We start from the raw sequence: 21,504 nt of genomic DNA, 5'->3' as shown, positions 1-21,504 counted from the left end.
GCGCGTAGAATCGCATATCGCTCAGCGCCGCACTTCCTGCATGAGAGGTCCCGTGATCGTGATGTCGAACCTTCGTCCCCTTGCCCTGGCCGCCGCACTCGCTGTGGGGCTGGCTGCCTGCGCCGAACAAGGCACAAGCGCGCCGACGGACGCCGCGACCGACGCAGCGCCGCTGACCGAGGGCGACTGGGCGCTCGATCCGGCGGGTTCGCGCCTGTCCTATGTCAGCATTAAGGCGGGCGAGGTGGCCGAGGCCAACCGCTTCGACAAGCTGTCGGGCAGCGTTGCGGCGGACGGCACGGCGACGCTGGATATCGACCTTGCCTCGGTCAACACCGGGGTCGATATCCGTAACGAGCGGATGCGTGAGATCTTCTTCGGCGTGGCTGAAAACCCCAAGGCAACCGTGACGGCCAAGCTCGACCCGGCGGCGTTCGCGGGGCTGGCGGTCGGCCAGTCGCTCACCCGGCCATTGAAGGCGAGCGTGGCGATCAAGGGTGCGACCAGCGATGTCGAGACCGAGGTGCTGGTCACCCGCGCTTCGGCTGACCGGGTAACCGTGGTGCCGACCGCGCCGGTGATTATCTCGACCGATATGTTCGGCCTGACCGACGAACTGGGCGAATTGCGCGCGCTGGCGCAACTGCCCTCGATCACGCCCGCGGTGCCGGTGACCTTCACCCTGTCGTTCAAGCGCGGCTGAGGCGGAAATTACGCTTCAATTCAGGCGGCTTGCGCTGGATCAATGTGATCCGGCGCGCGCCCGCACATATGCTGACGGGCCGGGCAGCTGGCGAGCGGGCCGATCCCACCGCATCCCCGCCGCCCGGCGACCCTCCAGAAAATGCGCGCGACCTGACGCTACGGCGCGCGGCCATGTGCTGCGCTCTCCCCAAAAGCGGGCTTGAAAGGACGGCGCAACTCGGCTTGTCTCCCGCGCAAACACGCATTGCAACGGGAGAGACCACGCCATGAAGACCGCCATCACCGAAATGTTCGGCATCCAGCACCCCATCATTCAGGGCGGGATGCACTATGTCGGGTTCGCCGAGATGGCAGCGGCGGTCTCGAACGCCGGGGGCCTCGGGATCATCACCGGGTTGACGCAGGGCACGCCCGAGAAACTCGCGAATGAAATCGCCCGCTGCAAGGACATGACCGACAAGCCGTTCGGCGTGAACCTCACCATCCTGCCGACCCTGACCCCGCCCGACTATCCCGGGCTGGTCAAGGCGGTGATCGACGGCGGGGTGAAGGTGGTCGAAACGGCGGGACGCAACCCGGTTGATCTCCTGCCTGCGCTGAAGGATGCCGGGATCAAGGTCATCCACAAATGCACCTCTGTGCGCCACTCTCTCAAGGCGCAGGACATCGGCTGCGATGCGGTGAGCGTCGACGGGTTCGAATGCGGCGGCCACCCGGGCGAGGACGACGTGCCCAACTTCATCCTGCTGCCGCGCGCCGCGGATGAGCTGGAAATTCCCTTCGTCTCCAGCGGCGGCATGGCTGACGGGCGCAGCCTGGTCGCCAGCCTCGCCATGGGCGCGCAGGGGATGAACATGGGCACGCGCTTCATCGCCACCAAGGAGGCGCCCGTGCACGAGAACGTGAAGCAGGCGATCCTTGCCGCAAGCGAACTCGACACCCGCCTCGTCATGCGCCCGCTGCGCAACACCGAACGCGTGCTCAACAATGCCGCGGTCGAGCGTCTGATCATCAAGGAGAAGGAGCTCGGCGATGCCATCACCATTCAGGACATCCTGCCCGAAGTCGCCGGTGTGTACCCGAAGATCATGATGGAAGGCACGATGGATGCAGGCGCATGGAGCTGCGGCATGGTCGCCGGGCTGATCCACGACATCCCGACCTGTCAGGAATTGATCGACCGGATCATGCTCCAGGCCGAGGAAATCATCGCCCGGATGAACGCGATGGCCCGCGCCTGAGCCCAACGGCGCGGGCGTCAGGGGCGGGCGGCTCAGCCTTCGCCCGCCTCATTCGGTTTGACACGGGTGTAAGGCACGAAATCCTCGAAGAACACCGCGCCGGTAAAGAAGCCGAGCACTCGGTCGACCGTGGTCATCTGGTCGAGTCGGCACAATTCGCTGGCGTTGAAGCGCTGTGTGACCAGCGCGTCATCATCGTCGATCTGGCGGGGATTGCGGGTGCGCTGGACGTAGATCGTGTCGCCCGAGCCATAGACATAGGCGGTGCGATCGATGGTCGTCATGCGCTGGCTGGGCAGCGTGCGGATGCAACGCACCGGCTCACCCGCCACGCGGCCCTCGATCAGCTTGGCAAGGCGCGCTTCGCCCTTGGTCGGCGGCGCGGCTTCGGTGGTACCTTCGGTCTCGACATCGGGCGCGCTCTGGCTTTGCGCATCCTGAGCCGCAAGCGGGCTCAGGCAAAGGCTTGCCAGAGCAAGCGGCGCAGCGGCGATAACAGCAGGACGAATACGGTTCATGGGGCGATCCTCGCAATCAGGGATACAGCGCTCGTACAGCACAGCCTGCCTTAACCGTCGCTGAGCGCGCCGGATCAGCTATGCGCGGCGCTGGCGCCTGCGGCGATATCGGGCAGGTCCGCCTGATCCGCACCATCGGCCGGGCCGCCACGCAGCACGAAGCGGCGGTCACAATAGCCGCAATCGACATAGCCATGCTCGTCGATTTCAAGGAACACGCGCGGATGGCCGAGCGCGGACGGGCGATAGCCGGCGCGGGCGCGGATGCCGCTGGCCCCGTCGCAGGAAACGCGCCGCGTATCGACCAGCAGGACTTCGGGAGGAGGAATGCTCATGGCGCCTGCCGATACAGGGCGCCGCGCCTGAGTTCAATTGCCTTTGCAGGCGCCTTTGCCTAGGCGGAAGCCATGTCAGCCGAACCCGCCATCCGCATCGACAATCTCGTGAAACGCTACGCCCCGGCCAAGGGCGCGAACGGCACCGTCACCGCTGGCAAGCTGGCGCTGGGCGGGGTGAGCTTCGATGTGCCCGAAGGCTCGATCTTCGGCCTGCTTGGCCCCAACGGCGCGGGCAAATCGACGCTGATCAACATCCTCGCCGGGCTGGTCAACAAGACCTCCGGCAGCGTCGACATCTGGGGCTTCGACATTGATCGCAACCGCCGCAATGCCAGCCGCTCGATCGGGATCGTGCCGCAGGAAATCGTGTTCGATCCGTTCTTCACGCCGTTCGAGGTGCTGGAGAATCAGGCGGGCTTCTACGGCATCGCCGCCGCTCTGCGCCGTTCCGAAGCGCTGCTGGAGGCCGTACGGCTCGCCGACAAGCGCAACGCCTATGCCCGGACGCTGTCAGGCGGGATGAAGCGGCGGCTGCTGGTGGCCAAGGCGATGGTCCATTCCCCGCCGATTCTGGTGCTGGATGAACCCACCGCCGGGGTCGATGTCGATCTGCGGCGCCAGCTGTGGGAGCTGGTCAGCGAATTGAACCGCGACGGCGTGACCGTGGTGCTCACCACCCATTACCTCGAAGAGGCCGAGGAGCTGTGTGACCGGATCGCGATCATCAACAACGGCCAGCTGATCGCCAACAAGCCGACCCGCGAACTGGTGGACATGGCGCGCGAGAAGATCGTCACCGTCACCACCGCGCAAGACCTCGCCGCGGCGCCTGCGCATGAGGCTTTCGTCAAGGTGCAATGGGACGGCGCGCGCGGGGTCGAGGTGACCTATGACAAGGACCGCCTCAGTGCAGGTCAGGTGTTGGGGATTCTTCAGGCGCAGGGCCTGACCGTCGAAGACGTCACCACCCGCGAAGCCGATCTTGAGGACGTCTTCGTTCAGCTCACCGCCAGCGCTGGCTGAACGCGCCGCGCATCCCGCTTGCCGACCGCGCAATTGCACGTCATGGCAAGCGGATGGCGATGGAAGATGGGTTGAAGCAGACGCATGACGTTGTCGTGATCGGCTCGGGCGCGGCAGGGCTGACCGCGGCGCTCGCTCTGGCCGAAACACGCCGTGTGCTGGTGCTGGCCAAGGGCTCGCTCACCGGCGGGTCGACCGCATGGGCGCAGGGCGGGATCGCCGCTGTGCTGGATACCGGCGACACTTTCGAAAACCATGTGCGCGATACGATGGTGGCGGGCGTGGGTCTCAATGACCTTGCCACGGTCGAATTCGTGATCGAACGCGCCCCGCAGTCGATTGACCGGCTGTGCGAGCTGGGCGTGCCGTTCAACCGCGACGCCGACAGCCTCCACCTCACCCGCGAGGGCGGCCATTCGCACCGGCGGATCGTCCATGTCGACGATGCGACCGGCTGGGCCGTGCAATCGGCACTGGTCAAGGCGGCGGAGGCCCATCCCAACATCACGCTGCTGCCGGGCCGCACCTGCATCGACTTTATCACCGACCGCCACGCCGAGCACTTCTCCGCCGCCGGACGCGTGTGGGGCGTCTATGCGCTGGACGAGGCGACCGGGCGCGTCGAACGCCATGTCGCCCGTGCCACAATCCTCGCCACCGGCGGGGCAGGCCGCGTCTATCAATTCTCCACCGCCCCGCGCGGCGCGACCGGCGACGGGATCGCGATGGCGTGGCGGGCGGGTGCGCGCGTCTCCAACATGGAGATGATGCAGTTCCACCCGACCTGCCTCTACAATCTCGAGGTCAAGAACTTCCTCATCACCGAGGCCGTCCGGGGCGAGGGTGGGCATCTGCTCCACCCTGAAACCGGGCGGCGCTTCATGGTCGATTATGATCCTGAACGGATGGAACTCGCCCCGCGCGATGTGGTCGCCCGCGCGATCGACGACCAGATCAAGCGATTCGGTCTCGATTACGTGCACCTCGATATCAGCCACCAGCCCGCGGACTTCGTGAAGGGCCACTTCCCGACGATCTACGAGAAGTTGATGGGCCTCGGCATCGACATGACCACCCAGCCGATCCCGGTCGTTCCCGCGCAGCATTACACTTGCGGCGGCGTGGTGGTCGGGCTCGATGCGCGCACCGATGTGCCGGGGCTGTGGGCGGCGGGCGAGTGCACCGAAAGCGGCCTCCACGGCGCGAACCGGCTGGCGTCCAACTCCCTGCTCGAATGCTTCGTCTTCGGCGAGGCCGCGGCGCAGGATATTCTGGCGCGGTGGGACACGCTGGAAGCCCCGCCCGCGATCCTCCCGTGGGATGAAAGCCGCGTGACCGATTCCGACGAGGAAGTCGTCATCAAGCAGAACTGGACCGAAATCCGCCGCTTCATGTGGAACTACGTCGGCATCGTGCGCACCACCAAGCGGCTGGAACGCGCCGCGAGCCGCATCGACCTGCTGAAGCGCGAGGTCGAGGATTACTATGGTGCGTTCCGGGTGACGACCGATCTGATTGAGTTGCGCAACCTGCTGCAATCAGCGGAGTTGATCGTGGCATCAGCGCTTAAACGCAAGGAGAGCCGGGGGCTGCACTACACGCTGGATTACCCGGCGCTGGCGGATGAGGCGAAGGATACCGTGCTGGTGCCGTGAGGCAGCGAGGACCTAGTTATCGTCCACAATCGCGCGGGTTACGCTGTGCTTTCGCAGACGATTGATCTCGACAATACCTTTGTTCTCGCCCTCGGTAAAAGACAGCCTCAATTCCATCTCACTGTCGGTCAGGCGCGTGACAATGCATTCTTCGAGTGTGGTAACCTCCTGATCAGTCGATTTGCGGGTAAGCATCGCGCTTGCCGGGTCAAAGTGCCAACGGCCGTGTTCGCGATAATAGGGAATTCGGTTTCCTGTGTCTCCGGATACGACCTCGTGACTGTAAGAACCGTCAGGATTGAACTGAGAGATTATCGCGATCTTTCCCTGCCGGATGTCGTCCCTGACCTTTGCCTGCCTTTCGCGTGAGCGCGCCAATGTTTCGTAGGCTTTCGAACCCACCCCATTGGTTTCGTCCAACTCGAAGACGACTTCGACCAAGTGCCAACGCCCCTGAAGCTGCGTGTCTTCGATCGTCACGGGATGAGGCGGCGGGCCGGTGTCTTCCGCAAACAGGGCAGATGGGAGTGAAACGGCGAACATGGCTGAACATGCAAGGACGACCGTTCGCGAAAGCCGTTGAGTCTGGGTTGCAAACACGTGCCTGACCTCGTTGATGCACCGCGTTAAGCTTGGGTATAGCCGTGCTGCGTCATCGACATCAATCATGAGTCCTCGACAAAAAAATCTTACGGCTTTTAAGGGTTTGGCCCTCCTTCTTTCTGCGTCACAGTCAGCCGCTCAAGAACCCGCTGCCTCCGAAAACGCTCCGGAAAACGCCATTGTCGTCACCGCGCAGCGCTCCGGCGCTCCGATGTGGACGATTGATACACCCACCGGCACCATCATCCTCGTCGGCGAGATTCGGGCGATCCCCAAGACCACCCCGTGGGAGCCTGCGCGGCTAGAGGAAGCCACCAAACAGGCCGATCGCGTGATCCTCGGCGCGCGGCCCAAGATTTCTCCCGGAGATGTGCTGCGGCTGATCTTCAGCGGATCGAAGTTCACCAAGCTGCCCGACAAGACCGTGGCGAGCGAATATCTGACTCCGGAGCAATGGGCGCGGCTCGAAGCGCTCGGCACCGTGCATGAGGAGGATTACGCCCGCCAATCCTTCCTGCTCACCGCGTTCCAGATGTTGCGCAAGGAACTGCGCTTCAACCGCGACACTGCCGATGAACCCTCCGACGTGGTCAACAAGGCCGCGGACAAGGCCAATGTCCCCACCACGCGCGCGGCCACGCTGCGGGGCGAGGATATCATCGACAACCTCGCCGATGCACCGCCTGCCGCGCATATCCCCTGCCTCAATGCCGCGATGGACGCGGTCGAGGCTGGCCCTGACATCGTCGAAAAGCGCGCGGCCGACTGGCGGCGCTACGATATTCCCTCGGTCATGGCGAACCCGCTGGAAAGCGCGCTCGGCCAGTGCTGGCCCTGGGCGGACGAGACTTTGGGCAGCGAATTGAGGACCATCTGGGTCGACACAATCGCCGAAGTCAGCACGGCCAAGGGCACCACCCTTGCCGTCGTGCCGCTAAGGGTGTTGGCGGAAAGCGGCGGGGTGCTTGACCAATTGGACGCGCGCGGCTTCGATATCGCCGGACCCGAATGGAAGTGACCATACGGGCCACCTGAGAGGATCAGCCCGCACCATGCCCACCGTCACCACGCCCAACACCGGCATCGAGATTTTCTACGAGGATCGGGGTGATCCGTCAGCCGAGGTGATCCTGCTGGTGATGGGCCTTGGCGCGCAGATGACGCTGTGGCCGGATGAACTGGTCGCGGCGCTGGTCGGCGATGGGTTCCGGGTGATCCGCTACGACAACCGCGACATTGGCCTCAGCCAGAAGTTCGAGGGCGCCCGCGCGCCCAGTCTGCCGATCCAGGTGCTGCGCAAGAAGATCGGCTTCCCGGCCAAGGTGCCCTACACGCTCAAGGACATGGCCGATGACGGGATCGGGCTGCTCGACGCGCTCGGGGTGGAGCGCGCCCACGTGGTCGGCGCATCGATGGGCGGGATGATCGCGCAGCTGATGGCCGTGCACCATGGCGAGCGGCTGGCGAGCCTCACCTCGATCATGTCGACCACCGGCAATGGCAAGCTGCCTCAGGCGGAAAAGCACGCCATCGATGCGCTGGTGGCTCCGATCCAGAGCATGGAGGAGGAATCGCTGGTCGCTCACGGGCTTAATATCGCGAAGAACATCGGCAGCCCCGGCTATCCCTTCGATCCCGAACAGCAGCGCGAGCGGGTGCTGCTCAATATGCGCCGCTCGGTTTATCCAGCAGGCCTGCCCCGCCAGCTCGCCGCGATCATCGACGATGGCTGCCGCCGTTCGCGCCTTGCGAATGTCACGGTGCCGACACTGGTGATGCATGGCGAGGCCGATCCGCTGGTCAAGCTGGAGGCGGGCGAGGATACCGCCAGGCATATCTCGGGCGCGCGACTGGTGACGATTCCCGGTTGGGGCCATGATCTTCCCCTCGCCCTCATCCCGCGCATCGCCAGCGAAATCGCCGGTCACGCGCGCGGGCAATAGGGCGGCTTTCGCACCTGCGAAGGGATTTCCTTTGGGGCGCGCCCGATAGGCTGTTAAGGGCGCCCCCATGCTTACCATCGACGGTGTCACAGTGCGGCTTGGCGGCCGGGCCATTCTTGAACGCGCCAGCGCAACCGTGCCGGTGGGCGCGCGCGTCGGCCTGATCGGCCGCAATGGCGCGGGCAAATCCACGCTGATGAAGGCGCTGATCGGCGAAATCGAGCCGGATGACGGCGAAATCAGCAAACCCGCCCGCGCCAAGATCGGCTATATCGCGCAGGAAGCCCCCAGCGGCTCCATGACGCCAGAAGAGGTCGTGCTCGCCTCCGCCACCGAACGCGCGGAATTGCTGGCAGAGCTGGAAACCTGCACCGACATGGACCGGATGGGCGACGTTCACGAACGCCTGCTCGCCATCGACGCCTATTCCGCCCCCGCCCGCGCCGCCAAGATCCTCAACGGGTTGGGCTTTGACGAGGAGATGCAGCAACGCCCGGTCGACAGCTTCTCGGGCGGCTGGAAGATGCGCATTGCCCTGGGCGCGCTGCTGTTTTCCGAGCCTGACATCCTGCTGCTCGACGAGCCTTCGAACCACCTGGACCTCGAAGCGACGCTATGGCTGGAGAACTTCCTCAAGTCCTATCCCGCCACGCTGGTGGTGATCAGCCATGAACGCGACCTGCTCAACAAGGTGGTCGATCACATCCTGCACCTGCAAGGCGGGCAGCTGACGCTCTATCCGGGCGGCTACGACGCCTTCGAGAAGCAGCGGGCTGAACGCGCCGCGCAGCTCGCCGCCGCCAAGGCCTCGCAGGATGCTCAGCGGGCGCGGTTGCAGGACTACGTCGCCCGCAACTCCGCCCGCGCCTCGACCGCCAAGCAGGCGCAATCGCGCGCCAAGATGCTCGCCAAGATGCAGCCGATTGCGGCGCTGATGGAAGACCCGTCGCTCACCTTCGACTTCCCCGATCCGTCCGAGCTCAAATCGCCGATGATCACGCTCGATCACGCGGCGGTCGGTTATGGCGAGGCGCCGCCGATCCTGAAGCGGCTCAATTTCCGCATCGATGCTGATGACCGCATCGCGCTGCTGGGCCGCAACGGCAATGGCAAGACCACGCTGGCGCGGCTGCTCGCCTCGCAGCTTGTCCCGGCCGAGGGCGAGGTCAACGCGCCCGGCAAGCTCAAGGTCGGATACTTCACCCAGTATCAGGTCGAGGAGCTGGCGGGCGAGGACACCCCGCTCGATCTGATGAACCGCGCGATGGAAGGCGCGGCCCAAGGCGCGATCCGGGCGCAACTGGGGCGGTTCGGCTTCTCCGGCCCGCGCGCGAACCAGCGGGTCGACAAGCTGTCGGGCGGAGAGCGCGCACGGCTGGCACTGGCGCTGATCACCCGCGATGCACCGCATCTGCTGATCCTCGACGAGCCGACCAACCACCTGGATGTCGATGCGCGTGAGGCGCTGATCCAGGCGCTCAACAATTATTCGGGCGCGGTGATTCTCATCAGCCACGATCGCCACATGGTCGAATTGACGGCGGACCGCCTGATCCTCGTCGATAACGGCACAGCGCGCGAATATGCCGGCAGCATGGAGGATTACATCGACTTCATCCTCGGCCGGAACCAGCCCAAGGGGACGCGCGACGGCAAGGCCAAGGGCGCGAAGGGCGGGGCCTTGGCGGGCACGGATTTGCGCGCGGCCCAATCGGACCTCAGCAAAGCCGAAGCCGCCATCGCGCGCCTGTCAGCCGAAGTGGAGCAGCTCGATAGCGAGATCCTTGCCCTCAGCGCGAAGGCGGGCGGGCAATCCGGCAGCGCGATGCAGGCCCTGCTGACCAAGCGGGCGCGGGCGGCCGATTCTCTGGATGAAGCGGAACGCAGCTGGCTGGCCGCCGGAACCGTGCTTGAGGCGATCGGGCAGGTCTGATTCTTCCGCCCCGCGCGGCGCCGCACCCGCTCGCCGCGCAACAATCCTATCGTGAGCCATGCAAAAGATTCACGGGTGGATTCGAATGATTCAATCACCATATTTTTCTTCACAGATTCAATTTGGGGCTTGCGGCCCGCGCGACTCAAGCTTGGTCCACGCGTCGCGGGTGTGACGCAGGTCTGACACGGGCTTGAAACCGACCCGTCATGGTAACCAAGTGCTTAAACGCCCGTTGACGGGAGTCCCGCAGTGATTCATCATCTAGTGGTTCGGCGCTGATCGGACCCCCAAGCCTTGGTGAAACGTCCCCGCCCCGTGAGAGGGGAGACGGAGATCGATTCGCCCCGGCCCACAGGTTCGCTTCACGCCGCAAATGGGACCAACCGATGCGTCAACAGGCCCGGCAACCGGGCAGCCTGTTGGCAAGTCTGTGGACCAAGCGGTATAGAACAGAATCGGAACATGGCCCCTTGCGTCCATGGTCTGATTCGGGGGACAACAGGGGCTTCAGATGGATTTCAAGGCGAGCGACAACGTGCCCAGTGATGCGGTGATGAGCGATGTGACGAATGAACTGGATGCGGGCGTGATTGCCGAGACGTCCGTTAAGGATGAAAAGGCGGTAAGCATGAACAAGATCGATATGGGCTCGGATGCCCTGATCGCGGCCAAAGCCGGTGAGGCGCTGGCCGGTGCCATGGCCGAAGCCGCCAAGACCGAGGCGCCCGACAGCAAGACCGTCAACGCCCGGCGCTTCACCGTTGTCACCGACAACACCCGCGACGCGCGCCTCACCGATTTCGGCAAGGAAACGCTGACCGACCGCTATCTGCTCCCCGGCGAGAATTATCAGGACCTCTTCGCCCGCGTGGCCGATGCCTACGCCGATGACGAGGCGCACGCCCAGCGGCTCTATGACTACATTTCGAAGCTGTGGTTCATGCCCGCCACCCCGGTGCTGTCGAACGGCGGCACCCATCGCGGCTTGCCGATTTCGTGCTACCTCAACTCGGTTGAGGACAGCCTCGAAGGGATCGTCAACACCTGGAATGAAAACGTGTGGCTGGCGTCCAAGGGCGGCGGGATCGGCACCTATTGGGGCAATGTCCGCGGCATCGGCGAGCCGGTCGGTCTCAACGGCAAGACCTCGGGCATCATTCCCTTCGTGCGCGTGATGGACTCGCTGACGCTGGCGATTTCGCAGGGCTCGCTGCGGCGCGGTTCGGCCGCCTGCTATCTCGACATCAGCCACCCGGAGATCGAGGAGTTCCTCGAAATCCGCAAGCCTTCGGGCGACTTCAACCGCAAGGCGCTGAACCTGCACCACGGCGTGCTGGTCACCGACGATTTCATGAATGCGGTCCGTGAAGGCACCGAGTTCCAGCTCCGCTCGCCCCGCGATGGCTCGGTACGGCAGACGGTCGATGCGCGCTCGCTGTTCCAGAAGCTGGTCGAAACCCGCCTTGCCACGGGTGAGCCCTACATCGTCTTCAACGACACCGTGAACCGCATGATGCCCAAGCATCACCGCGATCTCGGCCTCAAGGTCTCGACTTCGAACCTGTGCTCGGAAATCACCCTGCCGACCGGGATCGATCACCTGGGCAATGACCGCACCGCGGTGTGCTGCCTGTCCTCATTGAACCTGGAAACCTGGGAAGAGTGGAAGGGCGACAAGCAGTTCATCGAGGACGTCATGCGCTTCCTCGACAACGTCCTGCAGGACTATATCGACCGTGCGCCGGACGAGATGGCCCGTGCCAAGTATTCCGCTGCGCGCGAGCGTTCGGTCGGCCTCGGGGTGATGGGCTTCCACTCCTATCTCCAGCAGAAGGGCGTCGCCTTTGAAAGCGCGATGGCCAAGGCGCTGAACCTCCAGATGTTCAAGCACATTCACGCCAAGGCGTGCGAGGCTTCGATGCTGCTGGCGCAGGAGCGCGGCCCGTGCCCCGATGCGGCCGACATGGGTGCGATGGAGCGGTTCAGCTGCAAGATGGCGATCGCGCCGACCGCGTCGATCAGCATCATCTGCGGCGGCACCTCGGCCTGCATCGAGCCGATCCCGGCCAATATCTACACCCACAAGACCCTGTCGGGCAGCTTCATCGTCAAGAACCCGTACCTCGAAAAGGTGCTCGACAAGAAGTCGAAGAACTCGACCAATGTCTGGAACTCGATCCTCGAGCGCGGCGGCTCGGTCCAGCATCTCGATTTCCTCACCACCGAGGAAAAGGCGACCTTCAAGACCAGCTTCGAGATCGACCAGCGCTGGCTGCTCGAATTCGCGGCCGACCGCACGCCCTATATCGATCAGGCCCAGTCGCTGAACCTGTTCATCCCGGCCGATGTCGACAAGTGGGATCTGATGATGCTGCACTATCAGGCGTGGGAGCGCGGCATCAAGTCGCTCTACTACCTGCGCTCCAAGAGCGTGCAGCGCGCCGGGTTCGTCGGCGGGGTGGAGGCGGACAACACCTCCGAACTCGCCAAGATCGAGCTCAGCGCCGAGACCGATTACGAGGAATGCCTGAGCTGCCAGTAGGCGCTCACGGCCGGGGCGCGGGAGGGCATCAGGCCCGCCCCGCGCCCGCGGCCGCCGCATCATCGTTTACAGGGGACCACACACATGAATCTGCCGTTTGTCATGGGCGTTATCGGGCTGATCGTCAGCGCCGTCTTCGCCTTCAACGCGTGGCGCGAGCTCAAGCGCAACGTCGAGGGCCATTCGCGCAACGCCGCCATGATCCACGTCGCGATGGTGTCGATGTTCGTGCCCTTCTGCATCTACGTCGTCATCGCCTACGCGCCCTGACGCCGCCGTGAATCCGGAAGCGCGCGCGCTTCGTATCTGCTATTCTCATTCGTCCTAGGAGACCGCCCATGTCGCTTCTCGAAGCCCGCTCGACCTACAAGCCCTTCCAGTACCCCTGGGCCTATGACTTCTGGAAGCGCCAGCAGCAGATCCACTGGATGCCCGAAGAAGTGCCCTTGGGCGAAGATTGCCGCGACTGGGCGCAGAAGATCACCGAGAACGAGCGTAACCTGCTCACCCAGATCTTCCGCTTCTTCACCCAGGCCGATGTCGAGGTGCAGAACTGCTATCACGAAAACTACGGCCGGGTGTTCAAGCCCACGGAAGTGAAGATGATGCTCGCCGCCTTCTCCAACATGGAGACGGTGCACATTGCGGCCTATTCGCACCTGCTCGACACCATCGGGATGCCCGAGAGCGAGTACTCCGCCTTCCTCGAATATGAGGAAATGAAGGACAAGCACGACTTCCTCGGCCAGTTCGGCGTCGACACCGACGAGGATATCGCCCGCACGCTCGCCGCGTTCGGCGGGTTCACCGAAGGGCTCCAGCTGTTCGCCAGCTTCGCCATGCTGATGAACTTCCCGCGCTTCAACAAGATGAAGGGCATGGGCCAGATCGTCAGCTGGTCGGTGCGCGACGAATCGCTGCACTGCGAGGGCATCATCAAGCTGTTTCACACCTTCTGCGAGGAGCGTCAGTGCCTCACCAAGGCGGTGAAGGAAGACCTGATCGACATCTGCCAGAAGACCGTGCGTCTGGAAGACAACTTCATCGACCTCGCCTTCGAAATGGGCCCGATCAACGGCATGAGCGCCAAGGAGATCAAGCGCTACATCCGCTACATCGCCGACTGGCGCCTGAAGCAGCTCGGCCTGCAAGAGATCTACATGATCGAAGAACACCCCCTCCCGTGGCTCGCGCCGCTGCTGAACGGGGTGGAGCACGCCAACTTCTTCGAAACCCGCGCGACGGAGTATTCGAAGGGCGCGACGCGCGGTGATTGGAACACCGTGTGGTCGAGCTTTGACAAGCGGCAGAAGGCCAAGGCTGTGAACGAGGACGACAGCGTTGTGGCTGAGGCTGGGCTGTTTGGGGTGCAGGCGGCGGAGTAGGGGGCCATGATTCAAGCTGGCGACCTAGTTCGACTGAAATCGGGTGGACCGATCATGACCGTTGGTTGGATGCGCGACGAGAAGATCTCTTGCGAATGGTTTGACGAAAGGAACGAGCTGAAAAGCTCAATCTTTAGATATCAGCAACTGGAACTTGTGGTTGATAAACACACCTAAAGGCCGATCTTGCATCCTTATTACGGTGCTGTTGATCTATACCGCTTTCGTTCTCGTCAGCGGCACCGGATTTAATCCTCTTGGAATCCCGTGGGATTTCTCTAATAATGCTCAGTTTGGCGACTCTTTTGGGCCGATAAGTGCGATAATGGCGTCTTTGGCTGCCCTAAGCGCAATTGCAACATTCAATGCTCAGGCACTAGAGCTCGATAGGATAAAAGAACGAGAATTAGAATCTGACAGGAGAGCGGAAAAAGTTAGTTTTGAACATGCTTTTTTCCAGCTCCTTCAGCATCATCAGAGAAATGTAGTTGAGATAGACATTGACGGCGCTGGCGGAAAGAAAACAGGTCAAGATGCATTTCGATCAATGCTCTACTACTTTAGAAACAATTCCGGAAAAAGCGATGCTGATAGGTGGGGGGCTACATTCCACAACTATCGTAACGACTTAGGGCATTATTTTCGGTTCTTGTATCATCTGGTTAATTATGTTGATAGAAGCCCCTTCGAAGATAAATATTTCTATATGCAAATCGTTCGGGCCACGCTTTCTGAGTCTGAGCTGATACTTTTAGGTCTTAATTGCGCCTATGGAGAGGGAAGGGAGAAGTTCAAAGATCTTGTCGAGCGATATTCTCTGATGCACAATCTTTCAGATGACGCTCGAGCTAAGCACAATTTTCTAAGCTTTTTCGCGCCCTCTGCTTTTAATCGAGTGGAAGTGCCACCGCTGCGCGAGAATGGGCACACATCTGTGCCGGCTCCATCTTCCCCGGCTTGACCCGGGACCCCGCTTCTTCATCCTACAGAGCCGAAGGCAGCGGGACCCCGGATCCCCGGCCTGCGCCGGGGCAGGCAAGTCCGGGGAGACGGGCTGGGGCGCTGCCGCTCCTGATATCGTCACCCCAGCGAAAGCTGGGGCCTAGAGCGTCATTGGACTGCGCTTGCCGCCCTGGGTCCCAGCTTTCGCTGGGATGACGGTGGCGTAAAGGTGATACCAAGAACGACATGAGCCACGCCGATTTCATCGCCCAATACCAGAGGGTGAGCCAGCGCGTCGTCGCGCATCACCAGCTTCCACCCCCGTCCCGGGCTTGACCCGGGACCCCGCTCTCTTCTGCACCGCTGAAAGCGAAAGCGGGGCCCCGGGTCGGACCCGGGGCGGGGGAGGGTGGAGGAGAGAGGTGGCACCCAGCCGCTCTAGGTCCCAGCTTGCGCTGGGATGACGGACGCGGGGCGGATGATGGCCGAGCGCCACATCAACCCTTCGGCAACCCATCCCGCGCTACGCCGCGCGCATGGCTCCGCTGCAAACCCTGCTCTCCCCCGCCAACATCATCACCGCGCTCGCCGTGATGAATTTCCTCGCCTTTGCCGCTTTCGGCCTCGACAAGGCGCGGGCCCAGCAGGGGGCCTGGCGGATCCGGGAGGAGACCTTGCTCCAGCTGGCGTTCTTCGGCGGGACGCTCGGCGCCTATGCGGGGCGGGCGGTGTTTCGGCACAAGACGCGCAAGCAGCCGTTCTGCGGGCGGCTGCACTTCATTGCCGGGCTGCAATTATGCGTGGCGGTGTTTCTGGTGGTGTTCCTGTGGTGAGGCCCGCCGGTCCGCGCGTCGGAACTTGACCTCGATCAAGTACGCCGGCGGTGCGAGCGCCTAGGACAGGGGGCATCACTCAGGGATAACACCATGTCCGCGCACACCCCCAACGAACTCGCCGATGTCTTTCCGGACCAGGCCGACACGCTCCACCAGCTCAAGCTGACCGATGCCCATTTCGCCCGGCTGGCCGAGCAGCATCACACCGTGAACCGCGAAATCCACCGGATCGAAACCGAGATCGACGCCGCGAGCGACGACCGGCTCGAAGCGCTTAAGAAAGAGCGGCTGCATCTGCTCGACGAAATCGCCGCCATGCTGGAGGCCGCGCCGGACGCGGTCTAGCGCCCACGGGCTTGTGCGGGCGGGGCAACAGGCGATGCTCCGCCCGCAACCCCGCGCAGGCCGAAGCTACTCCGCGATCTCGCCATCCGCGCGCGGGGTGGTGCGCCGGTCCGTGCCGGTGCGGCGATCGCCCTTGCGGCGGTCGGGCCCGTCGAACGGCACCTGCGCCTTGCGCCGGTCCGTCTGCCGCCGCCCTCCGCCGGACGGGTCAGCCGCCGGCTTGTCGCTGTCACTCTCGCTCATCGCCACCTCTCTCCCCCTGAGACCGGAATAGCACTGTGGCGCACAATTTCCTAACTCTTACTGACAGTTCCACCAATCGGCTTGGCCCGGGGACCGCGAGCCGCTAGGGGGCCGCGCGACAACGCAAAGCGCGCGCGCAGGGGTTTGAACACCGGTGACCGACAAGCTGAACCATACGCCGCCTCGTTCCGGGGCGGAGACGCCTGATCTCTCGAAGGCCGAAGTGCTGATCGAGGCGTTGCCCTATTTCCAGCGCTATGCCGGGCGCACCTTCGTGGTGAAGTACGGCGGCCACGCGATGGGCGATCCCGAGGCGGCGCGCGATTTTGCCGAGGATATCGTGCTGCTGAAGGCGGTCGGCATCAACCCGGTGGTGGTGCATGGCGGCGGCCCGCAGATCGGCCAGATGCTGAAGCGGCTGGGGGTGGAGAGCACCTTCGTCGATGGGCTGCGCGTCACCGATGAAGCGACGGCCAAGGTCGCCGAAATGGTCCTGTCGGGCGCGATCAACAAGGAGCTGGTCGGCTGGATCGCGGCCGCTGGCGGCAAGGCGATCGGGATCTCGGGCAAGGACGGCGGGATGGTGACCGCGCGCAAGGTCAGCCGCACCACGCGCGATCCCGACAGCAATATCGAACAGGTGGTCGACCTGGGCTTCGTGGGCGAGCCTGCGGCGGTCGATACCAGCGTGATCGACACGATGGTGGCCGCCGGGATGATCCCGGTAATCGCCCCGATTGCGCCGGGCGCGGACGGCGCGACCTACAACATCAACGCCGACACGATGGCCGGCGCGATTGCGGCAGCGCTGGGCGCGGCGCGCTTGTTCCTGCTGACCGACGTGCCGGGCGTGCTGGGGGCTGATGGCACGCTGCTGACCGACCTCACCCCCACCGACATCGCCAAGCTGCGCGAAGACGGCGTGATCCGCGGCGGCATGGTGCCCAAGCTCGAAACCTGCGTCACCGCGGTGCAATCGGGGTGCGAGGCGGCGGTGGTGCTCGACGGGCGGGTGGGCCACGCGATGCTGCTCGAATTCTTCACTGCGCGCGGGGCCGGGACGCTGGTGCGCGCCTGAGCCGGGAACTGAGTTGTAGCGCGAGGCGTATTAACAAGCTAATACGCCTGCCAAGGGACATCACCGGGCGCGAGGGCCACACCGGCCTGCGCCTTCGCAACGGAAATGGATCGCAATGACTGACGCACTTTTCCAGATACTCTCCATGATCATCAGCACCGCCAACATGCTGCTGATCATCTGGTTCATCATCGGGCTGCTGTTCGCGTTCAACGTGGTGAGCCCCAGCAACCAGTTCGCCTATGCGGTGCATGATGCGCTGAGCCGGTTGTTCGAGCCCGTCCTGCGCCCGATCCGCAAGGTCATGCCCGATACCGGCGCGATCGACTTTTCGCCGATGGTGTTCCTGATGATCCTCAATGCCATCGGCTACATCCTGCAAGGCGCCGTGCGCTGATGGGGGAAGCGGCGCTGATCGACGGCAAGGCTTTTGCGGCCAATCTGCGCGCCCGGATCGGTGCGCTGGCAGCGGACTTTGCCCGGGCGACCGGGCGGCGTCCCGGGCTGGCGGTGGTGCTGGTCGGCGAAGATCCGGCGAGCCAGGTCTATGTCGGCGCCAAGGCGCGCGCCTGCGAGGAAGCGGGGATCGCCAGCTTTGAGCATCGCCTGCCCGCTGAAACCAGCGAAGCGGAGCTGCTGGCGCTGGTCGAGCGGCTGAACCGCGATGATGCGGTTGACGGCATTCTGGTGCAGATGCCGCTGCCGAATGGGCTGGACGAGCAGGCGGTGATCGCCGCGATCAGCCCGGACAAGGATGTCGACGGCTTCCACGTGATCAACGCCGGGCGGCTGAGCGTCGGCCAGCCGGGCTTCGTCCCCTGTACCCCGCTGGGCTGCATCATGCTGCTGAAAGACCGGCTGGGCGATCTGTCGGGGCTGGAGGCGGTGGTGATTGGCCGGTCGAACATTGTCGGCAAGCCGATGGCGCAGCTCTTGGTGGATGCGAACGCGACCGTCACCGTGGCGCATAGCCGCACCACAAACCTCGCCGAGGTCGTCCGCCGCGCCGACATCGTGGTCGCCGCCGTGGGCCGCCCCGAGATGGTGCGCGGGGACTGGATCAAGCCGGGGGCGACTGTGATCGACGTCGGCATCAACCGCCTGCCGCCCACCGACGACAAGCCGAAGGGCCGTCTGGTGGGCGATGTCGCCTTTGCCGAGGTCAGCGCGGTCGCAGGCGCGATTACGCCGGTGCCGGGCGGGGTCGGGCCGATGACGATTGCGGTGCTGCTGCGCAACACGCTGGTCGCCGCACATGGCCACGCCGGGCTCGCGCCGCCCGAGGGCCTGTAACGCGCACACCCTTCGACAAGCGCAGGCCAAGCGGATAGACTGCCACCATGATCAGATCCGCGCCCGCACTCCTTGGATTCGCCGCCCTTTCCCTCGCCTTGTCGGCTTGCGCTGGCGGCGGGGGGCCGCCCAAGCCCAGTCGCCGCGCGGTCGAACAGATCAACCGGGTTCTGACCGTCGCGCCCGGGGCCGCGCAGCCGAGCACCATCGTTGCCACCGAAGCCGCCTTCTCGCGCGCCGCACGTGAGCGGGGGCAGTGGACCGCGTTCAAGATGTTCGCCGCGCCCGGCGCCTTGCTCCACGGCGCGAACGGCCCCTTCCCGATCGAACCCTGGCTCGCCACGCAGACCGATCCGCCTGCCGCCGTGCAGTGGGACGCGCGCGTTGTCGCGATGAGCTGTGACGGCGCGCTGGCGGTGAGCAAGGGCCGCTACCGCGATCCCGAGGGCAAGGTCGGCAGCTTCGTCACTGTGTGGGAGCGGCAGGCGGATAATTCCTATCGCTACACCTACGATGCCGGCGGCGATGATGTGCCCCAGCCTCCGCCGCGGAAGCCGGTGCAGGAGGGCGATATCGTCGTGACCGAGATCGACGCCGTGACCGGCCTCGTCGCCACCTGTCCGCGCGGCGCCAATGGCACACCCCCGCCGCCCGCCATCCCGATCGGCGAGGACGGCAAGGCCGGTGCCAAGCTGTCGCGCGACGGCACGCTGCGCTGGCGCTGGGAGCACCGGGCGGACGGCACGCGCTATGTCGCGGCGGATTATTTCTATCAGGGCCGCTGGGTCACCGCGATCGAACAAAGCCTTGTGCCGACCGGCGATTGATGTGAGGGGCGCGGAACTCTCCCCCCATCGACCTGCGAAACCCCTGCCATGGTGCTGACCGAACTCTTCCTTTCCGCCTTCGTCACCCTGTTCGTGGTGATCGACCCGCCGGGGTGCGCGCCGATCTATGCCGGGCTGACCAAGGGCGCGACGCCGCAACAGGCGCGCAGCATGGCGCTGCGGGCGACGTGGATCGCCTCTATCATCCTGCTCATTTTCGCGCTGTTCGGGCAGGAATTGCTGGGCGCGCTGCATATTGAATTGAACTCGTTCCGCATCGCGGGTGGGCTGATGCTGTTCTTCATCGCCTTTGACATGGTGTTCGAAAAGCGCACCCAGCGCCGCGAGGAGCGCGCAGAGAAGATCGCCGCCACGCCGGAGATCGAGGACGTATCGGTCTTCCCGATGGCGATGCCGATGCTGGCGGGGCCGGGCGCGATTGCGGCAATCATGCTGCTGATGAACGAGGCCGAGGGCTGGCCCGAAATGTTCGAAGTGCTCGCCGCGCTGGCCGCCGTGCTGGCGATCACGGCCGCCGCGCTGGTCGCGGCAGGGCCACTGATCCGCCTGCTGGGCGACAAGGTCGAAGCGGTCATCACCCGCCTGCTCGGCGTACTGCTGGCCGCGCTCGCGGCGCAATATGTGATCGACGGGCTGAAGGGCAGCTTCGGGCTCTAACGCGAGAGCGAAGGGGGCGGCACTCGCCTTCATCCAGCGCCATTCACGGCACAGGATCAAGAGCAATTTCCGGCCCTGTCGCCCGCGCGCGATCCTTTAATGAAAGCGTAATGATAACAGCCGTAAGTCCCCTGCAACCCCCTCGGGCGTAGGGTTGACACCCCTATGGCCTTCGGGGATATCCCGATCTGGGACAAACAGCGCAGTTACGCGGGGGATCAGTGGGAATTTCGCTTCAGAAGAGCCAGTCGGTCAGCCTCGCGAAAGAGGCCCCCAATGGGTTGACGCAGATCAGCCTCGGCGTGGGCTGGGATGTGGCCAAGAAGGGCTTCTTCGGCGGCCTGCTCGGCGGCGGGGGCGATATCGACCTTGATGCCTCGTGCATCACCTTCGATGGCGACAAGACCGTGCTGGAATCCGTGTGGTTCGGCAAGCTCACCAATGCCTCGGGCACGATCCGCCACAGCGGCGACAATCTGACGGGTGAGGGCGACGGGGATGACGAAAGCATCGCCATCCAGCTCGACCGGCTCGACAGCAAGGTCGAATATCTCGTCCTCACCGTGAACAGCTTCCGCGGGCAGACCTTCGACAAGGTCGCCAATGCGTTTGCCCGCGTGGTCGACAAGCGCAGCGGCAAGGAATTGGCGCGGTTCGACATTTCGGATTCCGGCTCGCACACCGGGCTGATCCTCGCGAGCCTGTCGCGCAACGGCGGGCAGTGGGACTTCAAGGCGATTGGCGAACGCACCGGCGGGCGCACCGTCCATGACCTGACGGCACCGGCCCGCGCGATCCTCTGATTGGCCGCAGCGCTCGACGGCGCCGCACCCTTCCTTCCATCTTTAGCCGGAGCCAGTCGCATGCAGCTGCAACGTGGGGAAAAGCGGTCCCTCGCCGATCTCGGAATTGGCTCGCAATGCGAGGTCAAGGTCGAGTTCGGGATGGACGGGATCGACATCGCCGCCTTCGGGCTCGAACCGGGCCAGAAGATCGGTGACGACCGCTATGTCGTGCTGTTCTCCAACCCCGCCACCCCCGGCGGCGAAGTGCGGATGACCAGCAGCGGTAACGCAGCCAGCTTTGTGCTCGATCTCGACCGGCTGCCCGCGAGCATCGACCGGATCGTGTTCACCGCCACCCATGATAGCCGCGCGGTGGGCGAATCCCGCCCGCTGATGGTGAGCATTGATGGCGGCAAGGCGACTTTCGATGCCGCCGCCGCGCTCACCAACGAAAAGGCGGTGATGCTGGCTGAGATTTACCGCCATTCCTCAGGCTGGAAGATCGGCACGATTGCGGCCGGGTTTGCGGGCGGGATTCGCCCACCGCGCGGCTATCATGGGTGGCGGTGAACACGATCCGGTCGATGC

Annotated in this window: 24 protein-coding genes and 1 pseudogene; 21 read left to right on the top strand and 4 right to left on the bottom strand. The window is 64.2% G+C overall.

The window, feature by feature from the left end; all coding sequences use genetic code 11:
• Positions 1 to 40 precede the first annotated feature (40 nt).
• Together GVM20_RS11170 and GVM20_RS11165 are read left to right on the top strand one after the other, a co-directional pair.
• The gene (locus GVM20_RS11170) at positions 41 to 703 is read left to right on the top strand and encodes a YceI family protein (protein WP_234031970.1); all 663 of its coding nucleotides are present in this window, start codon (positions 41 to 43) and stop codon (positions 701 to 703) included.
• 247 nt (positions 704 to 950) lie between these two features.
• Positions 951 to 1,946: pseudogene (locus GVM20_RS11165) on the top strand (NAD(P)H-dependent flavin oxidoreductase); the annotation flags it as partial.
• Between the two features lie 32 nt (positions 1,947 to 1,978).
• Here GVM20_RS11165 and GVM20_RS11160 read toward each other — a convergent pair.
• Positions 1,979 to 2,464: a hypothetical protein gene (locus tag GVM20_RS11160; protein WP_166547274.1), complete on the bottom strand. Its 486-nt coding sequence runs from the start codon at positions 2,462 to 2,464 to the stop codon at positions 1,979 to 1,981.
• 74 nt (positions 2,465 to 2,538) lie between these two features.
• Positions 2,539 to 2,799, bottom strand: a complete 261-nt coding sequence (locus GVM20_RS11155; RefSeq protein WP_166547273.1) for a zinc-finger domain-containing protein — start codon at positions 2,797 to 2,799, stop codon at positions 2,539 to 2,541.
• A 72-nt stretch (positions 2,800 to 2,871) separates the two neighbouring features.
• Between GVM20_RS11155 and GVM20_RS11150 the strand changes: the two genes are divergently transcribed.
• Positions 2,872 to 3,825: an ABC transporter ATP-binding protein gene (locus GVM20_RS11150; RefSeq protein ID WP_166547272.1), complete on the top strand. Its 954-nt coding sequence runs from the start codon at positions 2,872 to 2,874 to the stop codon at positions 3,823 to 3,825.
• Positions 3,826 to 3,878: 53 nt separating this feature from the next.
• Positions 3,879 to 5,480, top strand: a complete 1,602-nt coding sequence (gene nadB, locus GVM20_RS11145) for an L-aspartate oxidase (protein WP_166547271.1) — start codon at positions 3,879 to 3,881, stop codon at positions 5,478 to 5,480.
• 12 nt (positions 5,481 to 5,492) lie between these two features.
• Here the strand turns inward: nadB and GVM20_RS11140 are convergent, their stop codons facing one another.
• Positions 5,493 to 6,023: a hypothetical protein gene (locus tag GVM20_RS11140; protein ID WP_166547270.1), complete on the bottom strand. Its 531-nt coding sequence runs from the start codon at positions 6,021 to 6,023 to the stop codon at positions 5,493 to 5,495.
• A 271-nt stretch (positions 6,024 to 6,294) separates the two neighbouring features.
• Between GVM20_RS11140 and GVM20_RS11135 the strand changes: the two genes are divergently transcribed.
• From GVM20_RS11135 to GVM20_RS11090, 10 genes are all read left to right on the top strand, one after another.
• Complete coding sequence (locus tag GVM20_RS11135; RefSeq protein WP_234031969.1) at positions 6,295 to 7,101, top strand: TraB/GumN family protein; 807 nt, start codon at positions 6,295 to 6,297, stop codon at positions 7,099 to 7,101.
• Between the two features lie 34 nt (positions 7,102 to 7,135).
• Positions 7,136 to 8,026: an alpha/beta fold hydrolase gene (locus tag GVM20_RS11130; protein ID WP_166547268.1), complete on the top strand. Its 891-nt coding sequence runs from the start codon at positions 7,136 to 7,138 to the stop codon at positions 8,024 to 8,026.
• Between the two features lie 67 nt (positions 8,027 to 8,093).
• Positions 8,094 to 9,959: an ABC-F family ATP-binding cassette domain-containing protein gene (locus GVM20_RS11125; RefSeq protein WP_166547267.1), complete on the top strand. Its 1,866-nt coding sequence runs from the start codon at positions 8,094 to 8,096 to the stop codon at positions 9,957 to 9,959.
• 514 nt (positions 9,960 to 10,473) lie between these two features.
• Positions 10,474 to 12,504: a ribonucleoside-diphosphate reductase subunit alpha gene (locus tag GVM20_RS11120; protein ID WP_166547266.1), complete on the top strand. Its 2,031-nt coding sequence runs from the start codon at positions 10,474 to 10,476 to the stop codon at positions 12,502 to 12,504.
• An 84-nt stretch (positions 12,505 to 12,588) separates the two neighbouring features.
• Positions 12,589 to 12,774, top strand: a complete 186-nt coding sequence (locus GVM20_RS11115; protein WP_160760003.1) for a hypothetical protein — start codon at positions 12,589 to 12,591, stop codon at positions 12,772 to 12,774.
• A gap of 68 nt (positions 12,775 to 12,842) precedes the next feature.
• Positions 12,843 to 13,889 carry a ribonucleotide-diphosphate reductase subunit beta gene (locus GVM20_RS11110; RefSeq protein ID WP_166547265.1) on the top strand — a complete coding sequence of 349 codons (1,047 nt, stop codon included), beginning with the start codon at positions 12,843 to 12,845 and terminating at the stop codon, positions 13,887 to 13,889.
• A 6-nt stretch (positions 13,890 to 13,895) separates the two neighbouring features.
• Positions 13,896 to 14,066: a DUF2158 domain-containing protein gene (locus GVM20_RS16535; RefSeq protein ID WP_166547264.1), complete on the top strand. Its 171-nt coding sequence runs from the start codon at positions 13,896 to 13,898 to the stop codon at positions 14,064 to 14,066.
• 31 nt (positions 14,067 to 14,097) lie between these two features.
• The gene (locus GVM20_RS11100; protein WP_166547263.1) at positions 14,098 to 14,850 is read left to right on the top strand and encodes a putative phage abortive infection protein; all 753 of its coding nucleotides are present in this window, start codon (positions 14,098 to 14,100) and stop codon (positions 14,848 to 14,850) included.
• Between the two features lie 517 nt (positions 14,851 to 15,367).
• Complete coding sequence (locus tag GVM20_RS11095; RefSeq protein WP_166547262.1) at positions 15,368 to 15,664, top strand: DUF1294 domain-containing protein; 297 nt, start codon at positions 15,368 to 15,370, stop codon at positions 15,662 to 15,664.
• A gap of 93 nt (positions 15,665 to 15,757) precedes the next feature.
• On the top strand, positions 15,758 to 16,012 hold the full coding sequence (locus GVM20_RS11090) for an HP1242/YdcH family protein (RefSeq protein ID WP_166547261.1): 255 nt from the start codon (positions 15,758 to 15,760) through the stop codon (positions 16,010 to 16,012).
• A 66-nt stretch (positions 16,013 to 16,078) separates the two neighbouring features.
• Here GVM20_RS11090 and GVM20_RS11085 read toward each other — a convergent pair whose 3' ends face one another.
• A complete protein-coding gene (locus GVM20_RS11085; RefSeq protein ID WP_166547260.1) occupies positions 16,079 to 16,255 on the bottom strand; it encodes a hypothetical protein in 177 nt (58 codons plus the stop codon).
• Positions 16,256 to 16,409: 154 nt separating this feature from the next.
• Here GVM20_RS11085 and argB point away from each other — a divergent pair, with 154 nt between their 5' ends.
• The 7 genes from argB to GVM20_RS11050 all read left to right on the top strand — a co-directional run bounded on the left by argB (position 16,410) and on the right by GVM20_RS11050 (position 21,486).
• Positions 16,410 to 17,333: an acetylglutamate kinase gene (argB, locus tag GVM20_RS11080; protein WP_353653146.1), complete on the top strand. Its 924-nt coding sequence runs from the start codon at positions 16,410 to 16,412 to the stop codon at positions 17,331 to 17,333.
• A gap of 115 nt (positions 17,334 to 17,448) precedes the next feature.
• Entirely contained in the window at positions 17,449 to 17,730 is a 282-nt protein-coding gene (locus tag GVM20_RS11075) for a YggT family protein (protein ID WP_166547259.1), read from the top strand.
• Complete coding sequence (gene folD / locus GVM20_RS11070; RefSeq protein ID WP_166547258.1) at positions 17,730 to 18,626, top strand: bifunctional methylenetetrahydrofolate dehydrogenase/methenyltetrahydrofolate cyclohydrolase FolD; 897 nt, start codon at positions 17,730 to 17,732, stop codon at positions 18,624 to 18,626. The genes GVM20_RS11075 and folD overlap by 1 nt, the downstream gene beginning before the upstream one ends.
• Before the next feature lie 47 nt (positions 18,627 to 18,673).
• Positions 18,674 to 19,453 carry a hypothetical protein gene (locus GVM20_RS11065; RefSeq protein ID WP_166547257.1) on the top strand — a complete coding sequence of 260 codons (780 nt, stop codon included), beginning with the start codon at positions 18,674 to 18,676 and terminating at the stop codon, positions 19,451 to 19,453.
• 54 nt (positions 19,454 to 19,507) lie between these two features.
• The gene (locus GVM20_RS11060) at positions 19,508 to 20,131 is read left to right on the top strand and encodes a MarC family protein (RefSeq protein ID WP_160760422.1); all 624 of its coding nucleotides are present in this window, start codon (positions 19,508 to 19,510) and stop codon (positions 20,129 to 20,131) included.
• Positions 20,132 to 20,352: 221 nt separating this feature from the next.
• Positions 20,353 to 20,934, top strand: coding sequence for a TerD family protein (locus GVM20_RS11055; protein WP_166547256.1), 582 nt, complete (start codon positions 20,353 to 20,355; stop codon positions 20,932 to 20,934).
• Positions 20,935 to 20,994: 60 nt separating this feature from the next.
• Positions 20,995 to 21,486 (top strand): TerD family protein, encoded by a 492-nt coding sequence (locus GVM20_RS11050; RefSeq protein ID WP_166547255.1) that lies wholly within the window; start codon positions 20,995 to 20,997, stop codon positions 21,484 to 21,486.
• The last annotated feature ends 18 nt before the right edge of the window (positions 21,487 to 21,504 follow it).

Origin of the sequence: Porphyrobacter sp. SLTP (assembly GCF_009905735.1) — a bacterium.
Lineage (GTDB): Bacteria > Pseudomonadota > Alphaproteobacteria > Sphingomonadales > Sphingomonadaceae > Erythrobacter.
This window is presented reverse-complemented; position numbering and strand designations above follow the sequence as displayed.